Genomic DNA, 12376 nt, shown 5'->3' with positions numbered 1-12376 from the left:
AGTATACCTGCGGCATTGAATTCTTGCAGCCGAAGCGGGTCTTAGAAGACCGGCACCACAGCGCCCTTGTAGTTCTTGTTGATGTAGTCGCGCACCTCGTCGGACTTCAAAGCCTTCTTGAGCTCCTTGGTCTTGGCGGTGTTCTCGTTGCCTTCCTTCACCACGAGGATGTTCTGGTAGGTTTTCGCGGCCAGGCCGTCGGCCTTTTCGGTGACCAGTGTGTCCTTGGTCGGGTCGAAGCCGGCTTGAATGGCGTAGTTTCCGTTCAGTGCCGCGATGTCGATATCCTTGATGACGGTCGGGACCACGGCGGCCTCAAGCTCCTTGAACTTCAGGTTCTTCGGATTGGAGGTGATGTCCTTCGGAGTGGCGTTGATGTCCTTCGGATTCTTCAGCTCGATCAGACCGGCATCCTGCAGCAGCAGAAGAGCACGGGCCTCGTTGGTGGCGTCGTTCGGCACGGCCACGGTGGCGCCGTCCTGCAGATTCTGCAAATCCTTGGTCTTGCCAGGGTATAGACCGAATGGCTCGAAGTGGACACCTTCCACGGACACCAGATGCGTGCCCTTCTCCTTGTTGAAGTTGTCGAGGTACGGCTTGTGCTGGAAGTAGTTGGCGTCCACTTCACCGTCCTCGGTGGCGGTGTTCGGCTGAACGTAATCGGTGAACTCCTTGACTTCGAGCTTATAACCATCTTTCTCGACGAGCGGCTTGACGGCCTTGTTTAGGATTTCCGCGTGCGGGGTCGGGGAGGCCGCCACGGTGATGGTCTTGTCATCCTCCTTGGAGGCGGCGCCGGTGGAGCCAGAGTCGCCGCAGCCGGCCAAGCCGAAGGTCGCGAGCGTGGTGACGGCGAGCAGTGCGCCGAGAAGCTTCTTGTTACGCATGGTTGAATTCCTCTCTCAATTCGCTATACGAGCCGCCTGTTTGCCGCGCGGCGGACCCAACGATTGACCAATATAGAGGAACCATCGACGGCAACACGGCGTTTGCTTATTGAAAATACTTATAAAGGGCATGAAAAACGCAGAAATTCGCGAAAACCGTCTTAAAAATCGCAAGAAAACTCTTAAAAACCTTTTCTACAGAATTTCAAAATGATGCAACGCATTCGAGATTCCGGCATCGTCGACACTGTCGGTGACGTAATCGGCCACGGTCTTCGGTTCGTCAGTGGCGTTGCCCATAGCCACGCCTATGCCGGCGAAACGTAGCATATCCACGTCGTTGCCGCCATCGCCGAACGCGATCGCATTGTCCTTCGACCAACCAAAATGCTCAAGCACGACCTGCATGCCGACCGCCTTGCCGCCATCCGCAGGAATCAGGTCGGTGAAGTCGGGATGCCACCTCACACCGCGCACGTTGTCGCACATGCCGGCGATTTCCGCTTCCGTTGCCTTATCCACATATGGGCTGATCTGGAATGTGCAATGGTTTCCTATACGTTGCCGCGGATTGCATATGTCGATTTTCGGCGCGGTTTTGCCAAGGCTGTTCCACGTACGTTCCAAAGCGGCGTTGATGCGATTGAAATACCCGTAGTCGCTTTCCGCGTAATTGGCGACGACATCGGTATGCGATTGCAGCCAGTCGGTGATGATCTCCACATCGTGCAGGTCGATTGGATGACGGTAATCGAGGCCGTCGCGTGTTGTACAGAACTGGCCGTTAAGGCCAACAATGCCATCAAATTCGACGGGAATGGTGTCAAGCACCACACCCATATAGGAGGGTGCGCGCCCCGAGCAGATGAACACCTTCACGTCTTTTTTCTGCAACGCATGCAATGCGTCGATGGTGGATCGCGGCACCACATGCGTGACGAAACTCGTCAAAGTGCCGTCGATATCGAAAAACGCAGCCTTGATGTCCGATGACATGCCGATCTCCCCGTGAATCCGTTCAAAACGTCATCCAGCTTACGGGGAAACTCTGCGGAAAACGCCATTGTCGGCACGAAAAACGAACACGAAAATAGGAAAAACGTCCGGTTGCGCCTACAATCGTCAACCATGAGCGAACATATTGAGATCACGCCGGAGATCATCGAGATCCGTCATTATCTGCACGCACATCCCGAGCGCAGTTTCAAGGAATACGAGACAAGTGCCTATATCGAGAAACTGCTACGCGCGCACGACATCGAAGTGCTCAACAACCCGCTTGAAACCGGCGTGGTCGGCCTGATCCGCGGCGAGCAACCAGGCCCACGTATCGCATTGCGCGCCGATATCGACGGTCTGCCCATCCAAGAGGATACTGGCCTGCCGTTCTCGTCCGTCAACGACGGTGTGATGCACGGTTGCGGCCACGACCTGCACATGTCTTACATGCTCGGAGCCGCATTCTGGCTCGCAAAACGCCGCAAGCGCATCAAAGGCTCCATCAAACTGCTGTTCCAGCCTGCCGAGGAGCTCGGTCTCGGCGCGAAAGCTATGGTCGATGCGGGGTTGCTCGCCGACGTATCCGCCGCCATCGGCGCCCACAACAATCCGAATTACGCGCCCGGACAGATCGCCGTAGGCCCCGACCCGATGATGGCCGGTTGCGTGAAATTCCACGTCACGCTGCATGCCACCGGCTCACATGCCGGATATCCACACAAGGGCACTGGTCCTATCGAGGCGCTCGCCACAATGATTCTCGCCTTGCAGACCATCGTCAGCCGCAATGTCTCACCATTCCATCCGCTCGTGCTGTCCATCACCGAACTGCACGGTGGCCACGTGTGGAATGTCGTGCCGGACAAGGCCAGCTTCCAAGGAACCGTACGCTACTTCCATAAGTCCGACGGCGAACTGGTCGAGAAACGTTTCAAGCAGCAGGTCCAATCCATCGCCGCGGGCTACGGCATTACCACAGACATCGACTGGGATGACTTTCAGAATCCGCTCGTCTCCGACATGGAACTATCCAAAATCGTCGCTGACAACGTGCGCGACTACGCGCAGCTCGAGCCAATCCATCCTTCGATGGCGGGGGAGGATTTCTGCGATTTCATGCCCGTCACCATGCCGGTGTTCGCCTTCATCGGTTCCAATGGCGAGAAAGGCTGCCCCGATTGGCATAGCCCGCATTTCGTCGGTCTAGATGAATCACTGCAGGCCGGCGTGGAATTCTACGCCAACGCGGCGCTGACGGTGCTCAACGAACTTTCGTGACACGCGTGCGGTCCACTTTCAATTCGCGATCGTAAGAAAATAAAACGTTCAACAAATCAACGGTAGGTTAGGCAGCTATGACAGACATTCGCTTCGCACTCGCTCAAATCGATACTTGTGTGGGAGATCTTGACTCCAACGCAGACAAGGTCATGCGTTACGCGCACCTTGCAGCCAACAACAATGCGCAAGTCGTGGTTTTTCCTGAAATGACGCTTACTGGCTATCCGATTGAAGACCTCGCCCTGCGGGCCACCTTCCGCAAAGCCGCATGGAACAAAGCCAACTGGCTTGCTACTGAACTGGCTGCCGATGGGCTTGGTGACCTGTTTGTGGTGGTTGGCACGGTCGGTACTGATCGTGAAACGTCTAAGCCGCGTAATCGACTTGTTGTGTTGCATGACGGTGTGGTTTGGGCTGGCTATGACAAGCACTTCTTGCCCAACTACGGTGTGTTTGACGAATTCCGCATTTTCAGTCCTGGCAATAAGTCCATGGTGCTTGATGTGGATGGCGCACGTATTGGTGTGGCTATTTGCGAGGATATCTGGCAGGATGGCGGTCCTGTGGCAGAACTTGCCGAGCAGCATATTGATTTGCTGCTTACCATGAACGGTTCTCCGTATGAGGAGGGTAAGACTGATACTCGACTCGATCTTGCGGTACGCCGTGCGGCTGAAGTGAACGCGCCGATGATCTACCTCAATCAGGTGGGTGGTCAGGACGATCTGGTGTTCGATGGCGGCAGTTTCGTGGTTGACGCTGACGGTACACTGCTGGAACGTTCTCCGATGTTCATGGAGGATTTGAGCTTCTTTGATTTGGATACTGCCGCCGAACATCAGCAGGTCGGTGTTATCGCGGCCAAGCCTGATCCGGATGAGGAAGTGTACACCGCCTGCGTGCTCGGCTTGAAAGATTACATGGCCAAGAACCATTTCAAGGGCGTGTGCTTGGGCTTGTCTGGAGGTATCGACTCCGCATTGGTGGCAGCCATGGCTGCTGATGCCGTGGGTGGATCCAACGTGTATGGCATTTCCATGCCGAGCATGTATTCGTCTGACGGTTCGAAGGATGATGCTGCCGATTTGGCGAAGAACATTGGTGCGCATTATGATGTTCAGCCTATTGAGCCGCTGTTCGTCTCCTTCCAAAAGCAGCTTGATCTTGAAGGTGTGGCTGCTGAGAATTTGCAGGCGCGTATTCGTGGCGTGATCGTTATGGCGTATTCGAATTCCAAGGGACTTCTGGCTGTCGCCACCGGCAACAAGTCGGAGCTTGCCTGCGGTTATTCCACCATTTATGGTGATGCGGTCGGCGGATACGCTCCGATCAAGGATTTGTTGAAGACTCGCGTGTGGGAGATTTCCCGCTGGCGTAATAAGGCTGCCGCCGAGGGCATGGGCATCGGCGGACTGCATGTTGTGGGCAACGAACAGGGCTCTAAAGGAACGCCATTGCCGGATGGCGTGATGATTCCCGTCAATTCGATCGAGAAAGCCCCGTCCGCCGAGCTTCGCCCAGGGCAGAAGGATTCCGATTCTCTGCCGGAGTACGAGCTGCTCGACCAGGTGCTGGCCATGTACATTGAACATGCGCATGGTCGTGAGGATCTTTTGGCTGACGGTTTCGATGAAACCACCGTCGACACGGTTATGCGACTGGTCGATCGTGCCGAATGGAAGCGTCGTCAATACCCACTTGGGCCAAAGGTGACGGCATTGGCGTTCGGACGTGACCGCCGCTTGCCGATCACCAACGCATTCCGCGAGTAAAACAGCGGCGAACTATTGTTTCGTTACACGCTTCGTAGGGAATGATATGGAAAAGCAATGGTATTTCAATACGGTCACCGAACAGCCTGAACTGGGTATGATCTCACCGGCGAGCCATCGTATGGGACCATACAAAACCAGGGAAGACGCGCTCGATGCATGGAAGATTGTGCAGGAACGCAACATCAAATGGGAAGAACAGGATCGTGAATGGAAACGCTGGTCTTCCGATGAAAAGTAGTTGATTCGATATATGAAATCGCGGTGTCTGGATTACGACACCGCGATTTTTCTTATACTTCGCAATTGTGACATATGTCACTTTTATTTCCTCTCAAACTCAGGTTCTTTACAGGTTCGTGCAGCTAGAATCGGTAACTAGCGACGACGTAACGATGCGTCGCCAAACCAACACCCAGAAGGAGTGGAAATGGCAGCAGTTGATGCGACGGCAGTCTCCCCGGAAGAGCTTCAGGCTAAGGCTTGGGAAGGCTTCGCTGAGGGCAACTGGCAGAAGGACATTGATGTCCGTGACTTCATTCAAAAGAACTACACGCCTTATGAGGGCGACGAGTCCTTCTTGGCTGACGCCACCGAGAAGACCAAGCACCTGTGGCAGTATCTCGATGACAAGTATCTGGCAGTAGAGCGCAAGCAGCGCGTCTACGACGTCGACACCCACACCCCGGCTGGTATTGACGCATTCGGCGCCGGCTACATCGATTCTCCGGAAGTTGACAATGTGGTTGTCGGTCTGCAGACCGACGTTCCTTGCAAGCGTGCCATGATGCCGAATGGCGGTTGGCGTATGGTCGAGCAGGCCATCAAGGAAGCCGGCAAGGAGCCGGATCCGGAAATCAAGAAGATCTTCACCAAGTACCGCAAGACCCACAATGACGGCGTCTTCGGCGTGTACACCAAGCAGATCAAGGTTGCCCGCCACAACAAGATCCTCACCGGCCTGCCGGATGCTTACGGCCGTGGCCGCATCATCGGCGATTATCGTCGTGTGGCACTGTACGGTGTGAACGCCCTGATCAAGTTCAAGCAGCGTGACAAGGACTCCGTGCCGTATCGCAACGACTTCACCGAGCCGGAGATCGAGCACTGGATCCGCTTCCGCGAAGAGCATGACGAGCAGATCAAGGCCCTGAAGCAGCTGATCAACCTCGGTAACGAGTATGGTCTTGACTTGTCCCGCCCGGCACAGACCGCTCAGGAAGCAGTGCAGTGGACCTACATGGGCTACCTCGCTTCCGTCAAGAGCCAGGATGGCGCCGCAATGTCGTTCGGCCGCGTCTCCACCTTCTTCGACGTGTACTTCGAGCGTGACTTGAAGTCCGGTAAGATCACCGAGACCGACGCTCAGGAGATCATCGACAACCTGGTCATGAAGTTGCGTATCGTGCGCTTCCTGCGTACCAAGGATTACGACGCGATCTTCTCCGGCGATCCGTACTGGGCGACTTGGTCCGACGCAGGCTTCGGCGATGACGGCCGTACTCTGGTCACCAAGACCTCGTTCCGTCTGCTCAACACCCTGACTCTCGAGCACCTTGGACCTGGCCCGGAGCCGAACATCACCATCTTCTGGGATCCGAAGTTGCCGGAAGCCTACAAGCGCTTCTGCGCCAAGATCTCCATCGACACCTCGGCAATCCAGTACGAGTCCGACAAGGAAATCCGCTCCCACTGGGGCGATGACGCTGCAATCGCATGCTGCGTTTCCCCAATGCGTGTGGGCAAGCAGATGCAGTTCTTCGCAGCTCGTGTGAACTCCGCCAAGGCTCTGTTGTACGCCATCAACGGCGGCCGCGACGAGATGACCGGCATGCAGGTTATCGATAAGGGCATTATCGAGCCGATTCAGCCGGAAGCCGATGGCTCCTTGGATTACGAGAAGGTTAAGGCCAATTACGAGAAGGCTCTCGAATGGCTGTCCGAGACCTACGTCATGGCCCTGAACATCATCCACTACATGCACGATAAGTATGCATACGAGTCCATCGAGATGGCTCTGCACGACAAGGAAGTGTACCGTACCCTCGGTTGCGGTATGTCCGGCCTGTCCATCGCAGCCGACTCCCTGTCCGCATGCAAGTACGCCAAGGTTTACCCGATCTACAACAAAGACGCCAAGACCACCCCGGGCCACGAGGAGGAGTACGTTGAAGGTGCCGATGACGATCTGATCGTCGGCTACCGCACCGAAGGCGAGTTCCCGCTGTACGGCAACGACGATGATCGTGCCGACGAGATTGCCAAGTGGGTCGTCTCCACCGTTATGGGCCAGGTCAAGCGCCTGCCGGTGTACCGCGGAGCAGTCCCGACCCAGTCCATCCTGACCATCACCTCCAACGTGGAATATGGCAAGGCCACCGGTGCCTTCCCGTCCGGCCACAAGAAGGGCACCCCGTACGCTCCGGGCGCAAATCCGGAGAATGGCATGGACTCCCACGGTATGCTGCCGTCCATGTTCTCCGTCGGCAAGATCGACTACAACGACGCTCTTGACGGCATTTCGCTGACCAACACCATCACCCCTGACGGTCTGGGCCGCGATGAGGACGAGCGCATCGGCAACCTTGTGGGCATTCTGGACGCCGGCAATGGCCATGGTCTGTACCACGCCAACATCAACGTGCTGCGCAAGGAACAGCTCGAGGATGCCGTCGATCACCCGGAGAAGTACCCGCACCTGACCGTGCGTGTCTCCGGCTACGCGGTGAACTTCGTCAAGCTCACCAAGGAACAGCAGCTCGACGTGATTTCCCGTACGTTCCACCAGGGCGCCGTCGTTGACTGAGACTGAACGGCACCGCGTGAAACGGTAGACGACAATGGGGCGGAGCGTGAAAGCTCCGCCCCTTGTTTTCCCCGTACAATATGGGAAACCCATTGGAGAGATACAACGAAAGGACACGGATGTCTGAGAACGTACATTTTCGCTCCACAACCAGGCACATGCTCAGAGAATCGCAAAGCTACGTCAACCAGACGCTTATGGGAGGATTGTCAGGCTTTGAATCGCCGATCGGATTAGATCGTCGCGATCGCATCAACGCGCTGAAAAGCGGTGATATCGGTTTCGTGCATTCTTGGGACATTAACACGTCCGTCGACGGTCCGGGAACACGTATGACCGTTTTCATGAGCGGCTGCCCATTGCGCTGCCAGTACTGCCAGAATCCAGACACGTGGAAAATGCGTGATGGCAAACCCGTCTACTACGAAGCCATGGTCAAAAAGATCGAACGTTATGCTGACCTTTTCAAGGCGACGCATGGCGGCATTACCTTCTCAGGCGGCGAATCCATGATGCAACCAGCATTCGTCTCCCGTGTGTTCCATGCGGCCAAGGAGATGGGTGTGCACACATGCCTCGATACTTCCGGATTCCTTGGCGCAAGCTATACCGACGACATGGTGGACGATATCGACCTGTGTCTGCTTGATGTCAAGTCCGGTGACGAGGAAACTTACAAGAAGGTTACCGGAGGCATTTTGCAGCCGACAATCGATTTCGGACAACGACTGGCCAAAGCAGGCAAGAAGATCTGGGTGCGTTTCGTACTCGTACCAGGGCTCACCTCGTCCGAGGAAAACGTTGAGAACGTGGCGAAGATCTGCGAATCGTTCGGCGACGCCGTGGAACATATCGACGTGCTCGGATTCCATCAGCTGGGCCGCCCAAAATGGCATATGCTCGACATTCCCTACCCGCTGGAAGATCAGAAAGGGCCGTCCGCGGCAATGAAACAGCGTGTAGTGGAACAATTCCAATCGCACGGCTTTACCGTCTACTAAACGGAAAGTCTCGCATATTCCAGCCAACGATCCCAGGCAAATCAATCGTTTGAAAGTGCCTCAGCGATCGAAAAAAGGAATATTCGCGCAACTGTTGAACCAGCGTTCGCCACGCGGAAAAATCTTCACATTCGACGCGTGGCGAAATGCTGTGAAATACCATGGAAACGGTGTCGCTGCCGTAGTCTTGAATCATGGTGGACATCTATGCTTTTCCTCAAGGTGCACCCAACGAAGCGCGCACCACAGGTAGGGGATCGTGCGCCTGCGCAGCCCCTCCTGAATCAATGTTGACTCGACCCTCTGGCGTGCCAGACGAAGTGTGGGATGCCGTGCTTTCCGTGGAACGCATGCCACGATTATCAGGTGTGTCATATCGTGAGATTCCAGTACCATGCGCCATGGCGAGTTTCGGCATCGGCGTCGAAATGGACTGCGATGAGACGCGTTCCACCGGTTGGATCATGGTGTTGTATTCGCATAAATACCGAAACGACTGGCATTCGCATTGGCGTTGCGCCGCATTCGCCGCGTTGCCATTGCCTGGCAACGAAAGGGACTGCCTGACGCCATCCATGTATTGGGATGCGATGGTGGACCAGATCGGCGCATACGGTGTCGAACATGTTTCAGGAACCGTCACCGTTACGAGAAGCACGGTATTTGGCGGGCAATCCGACGCTCCAGAAACCGGATGTGAGATTCGTGTGTCTTGGACGCCATTAGACTATGCCGATGGAGGTCTTGACGCAGGCGCTCAGGTGGGTGCATGGGCGGAATTCCTCCGGTCCATGACGCAATCCGAGGAGGATTATTCCGTTGACTGACGAGCCAAGGTTGCAGGCCGAGCCGCGTGAGGGCGTGCCCGATGTGATCGACACCCTACCGGCATTTCGCGAGTACTGCAGCGCTTTGGCGTCCTCACACGGGTCTCTTGCTGCCGATGCGGAGCGAGCATCCGGTTTCCGATACGGTCATGACGATTGGTTGGTGCAGTTCAAAAGGGACGGTGCCGGCATAGGATTGCTTGATCCGCAGGCATTGACTGCTGAAGGTGTTGATTGGAACGATTTCAATGCTGCCGTAGGCGACGCGGTATGGATTCTGCATGATTCTCTGCAGGATCTGCCGGGATTCAATGACCTTGGATTGAAGCCGCAGCGGTTGTTCGACACCGAGATCGCCGCGAGACTGCTCGGCATGAAACGGTTCGGTTTGGCCGCCGTCACCGAGCATTACTTGGGATTGACACTTGCCAAAGAGCATTCCGCAGCCGATTGGTCATACCGTCCGTTGCCGCGTGACTGGCGCAATTATGCGGCGTTGGATGTTGAATTGCTGATCGAGCTGGAAACGATCATGCGCGCCGAACTGCGCCGTCAAGGCAAAATCGAATGGGCCGAGGAGGAATTCGATTACGCGCTGCGCGAAGGAACCGCGCCACGCAAAGAGCATCCCGTTCCATGGCTGCGCATCTCGCATATCACCGAAATCATGAAGGACCGTCAGGCCTTGGCTGTGGCGAAAGCACTATGGACCAAGCGAGACGAGCTGGCGCGCCAATACGATATTTCGCCAACGCTGCTGCTTGCCGACAGAACCATCATCGAAGTGGCGGAGCGCAAGCCGCACAATGCCGCACAATTCAGGGCGGTGCGTTCCATCAACGAACGTGTGCGCATCCAAGCCGACGCCGAACAGGAGAAAATGTTCGAACGCTACGCGCCCATCCAACGCAAAATCAAGCCAAGCATGTGGAAGAAAATAATCCAGCAGGCGCTTGATCTACCGGAAAGCGAGTGGCCGGTCATAGACAACGGCAATCCTCAGAATCAAGAAGCGCAAGCCACATCCGCCCCACGTGCGACACGAGTCTGGAGGGAACGCTATCCGGAACGCCTCGCCACACTTGCCAAGGCACGCAAGGTGGTGGCGCAGATAGCGGAAGATACGCGCACACCCGCGGAAGTCATCATCAAACCGCAGTATTTGCGTAATCTCTGCTGGACGGATGAGCCGCAGGAACGTGATGTCGCGCAATTCCTCACCGAACAGGGCGCGAGGGCGTGGCAGGTCGCGCTGGTTGCAGAGTCCGTGAGTCGCGCTATTATGTAGAGGTTGCCTAACGGCAGAAATGTGAAGAACCGTATTTTTCAGGAGCGCAAGCGTGAAAATCAGCGTCAGGAATCTTGAGCCGACCAAGGTGAGGCTCACCGTCACCGTTGATCCGGAAGAGTTCAACCCGTATCTCGACAATGCTCGCAAGGAAATCGCCAAGCAGGTGAACGTGCCTGGCTTCCGTAAGGGCCACGTGCCCGGCAAGATCATCGACCAGCGCATCGGTTTCGGTGCTGTTGCTGGCGAAGCCGTGAACAACGGCGTGCCGGAGCTGTACTCCAAGGCTCTCGAAGAAAAGGGCATCCACCCGATGGCCCAGCCGGAAATCGACGTTCAGGAAGTGCCGGAATCCGCTAAGGACGAGACCAAGCTGAAGTTCGTGGCCACCGTTGAGCGCCGTCCGGACATCGAACTGCCGGCAATCGACGGTATGGAGATCGAGGTCGCCAAGGCTGAAATCACCGACGAAGACATCAACAACCGTCTGGAAGCCCTGCGTCAGCGTTTCGGCACCCTCGTGGGTGTGGACCGCCCGGCCGCCAAGGGCGACTACGCCAACATCGACCTGACCGCCGAAATCGACGGTGAAGTGGTCGACTCCCAGGAAGGCGTGAGCTACGAGCTCGGCTCCGAAACCATGCTTGACGGTCTGGATGAGGCCCTCGAAGGCCTGTCCTCCGGTGAAGAGACCACCTTCGAAGGCACGCTGGAAGCTGGCGAGCACGAGGGCGAAAAGGCCCAGGTCAAGGTCAAGGTCAACTCCGTCAAGGCTGAAGAGCTGCCGGAACTCGACGATGACTTCGCTTCCGAAGCTTCCGAGTTCGACACCCTCGACGAGCTGAAGGAAGACCTCAAGAAGGCCGCTTCCCAGGATGCCGAAGGCCGTCAGGCCACCGCAGCCCGCGACGCTTTCATCGCCAAGCTCGAAGAAGGCCTGGAGATTCCGGTGCCGAAGGGCGTCAAGGCTGAAATGGTTGAGCAGCAGCTCAAGGGTGTGACCGCTGATCCGGCCAACGCCACCAAGGAGCAGAAGGCAGAAGCCGAAGAAACCGTTGAGAAGGAACTGCGCGACCAGATGGTGCTCGACGTGCTCGCCGAGAAGCTGGACATCAAGGTCTCCCAGGCCGACGTGTTCAACTTCCTCGCTTCCATCGCCCAGCAGTACGGCATGGATCCGAACGCCTTCATTCAGGCCATCATGCGCAACGGCCAGCTCGGCTCCGCAGTGCAGGAAGTCGGCCGTTCCAAGGGCCTGCTTGCCGGCATGCGTGCCGTGACTTTCAAGTCCGAGGGTGAAACCCTGGACCTGAGCGCCTTCCTCGGCGAAGCCGCTGAAGATGAAGAAGCCGAGAGCGTTGAAGCTGCTTCCGCAGCCGCCGCTGTGGCTGACGAACTCGCTTCCGAAGAGTGAGCTTCTCTTAATGCCTGACTCGTTAGAGTCATCTTTCTAGGGCGCTGAGGGGTGGAATCCAGTATGGACTCCACCCCTCAATTTATTCCGTATTCGGATCC

10 protein-coding genes are annotated in these 12376 nt (G+C 56.4%); 8 read left to right on the top strand and 2 right to left on the bottom strand.

The annotated features are described in order from the left end of the window. Positions 1-41: 41 nt before the first annotated feature. Together BBCT_RS05585 and BBCT_RS05580 are read right to left on the bottom strand one after the other, a co-directional pair. Complete coding sequence (locus tag BBCT_RS05585) at positions 42-887, bottom strand: MetQ/NlpA family ABC transporter substrate-binding protein (protein WP_003834498.1); 846 nt, start codon at positions 885-887, stop codon at positions 42-44. A gap of 195 nt (positions 888-1082) precedes the next feature. Further along, on the bottom strand, positions 1083-1883 hold the full coding sequence (locus BBCT_RS05580; RefSeq protein ID WP_003834499.1) for a Cof-type HAD-IIB family hydrolase: 801 nt from the start codon (positions 1881-1883) through the stop codon (positions 1083-1085). A 132-nt stretch (positions 1884-2015) separates the two neighbouring features. Here BBCT_RS05580 and BBCT_RS05575 point away from each other — a divergent pair, with 132 nt between their 5' ends. The 8 genes from BBCT_RS05575 (at position 2016) to tig (ending at position 12275) form a co-directional block, all read left to right on the top strand. Then, the gene (locus tag BBCT_RS05575; RefSeq protein ID WP_003834501.1) at positions 2016-3164 is read left to right on the top strand and encodes a M20 metallopeptidase family protein; all 1149 of its coding nucleotides are present in this window, start codon (positions 2016-2018) and stop codon (positions 3162-3164) included. Positions 3165-3241: 77 nt separating this feature from the next. After that, a complete protein-coding gene (locus BBCT_RS05570) occupies positions 3242-4939 on the top strand; it encodes an NAD+ synthase (RefSeq protein ID WP_003834503.1) in 1698 nt (565 codons plus the stop codon). 46 nt (positions 4940-4985) lie between these two features. Then, complete coding sequence (locus tag BBCT_RS05565; RefSeq protein ID WP_003834504.1) at positions 4986-5180, top strand: hypothetical protein; 195 nt, start codon at positions 4986-4988, stop codon at positions 5178-5180. 189 nt (positions 5181-5369) lie between these two features. Continuing rightward, positions 5370-7745, top strand: a complete 2376-nt coding sequence (gene pflB, locus BBCT_RS05560) for a formate C-acetyltransferase (protein ID WP_003834505.1) — start codon at positions 5370-5372, stop codon at positions 7743-7745. A 119-nt stretch (positions 7746-7864) separates the two neighbouring features. Next, on the top strand, positions 7865-8746 hold the full coding sequence (gene pflA, locus BBCT_RS05555) for a pyruvate formate-lyase-activating protein (protein WP_033513353.1): 882 nt from the start codon (positions 7865-7867) through the stop codon (positions 8744-8746). A gap of 194 nt (positions 8747-8940) precedes the next feature. Further along, complete coding sequence (locus BBCT_RS05550) at positions 8941-9573, top strand: DUF3000 family protein (RefSeq protein ID WP_033513355.1); 633 nt, start codon at positions 8941-8943, stop codon at positions 9571-9573. Beyond that, positions 9566-10861: an HRDC domain-containing protein gene (locus BBCT_RS05545; protein ID WP_003834511.1), complete on the top strand. Its 1296-nt coding sequence runs from the start codon at positions 9566-9568 to the stop codon at positions 10859-10861. The genes BBCT_RS05550 and BBCT_RS05545 overlap by 8 nt, the downstream gene beginning before the upstream one ends. Before the next feature lie 52 nt (positions 10862-10913). Beyond that, positions 10914-12275, top strand: a complete 1362-nt coding sequence (tig, locus tag BBCT_RS05540) for a trigger factor (protein WP_003834513.1) — start codon at positions 10914-10916, stop codon at positions 12273-12275. Positions 12276-12376 lie beyond the last annotated feature (101 nt).

It is taken from the genome of Bifidobacterium catenulatum DSM 16992 = JCM 1194 = LMG 11043, from assembly GCF_001025195.1.
In the GTDB taxonomy this organism is placed as follows: domain Bacteria; phylum Actinomycetota; class Actinomycetes; order Actinomycetales; family Bifidobacteriaceae; genus Bifidobacterium; species Bifidobacterium catenulatum.
The sequence above is the reverse complement of the archived record's forward strand: the minus strand, read 5'-3'. Positions and strand labels throughout refer to the sequence as shown.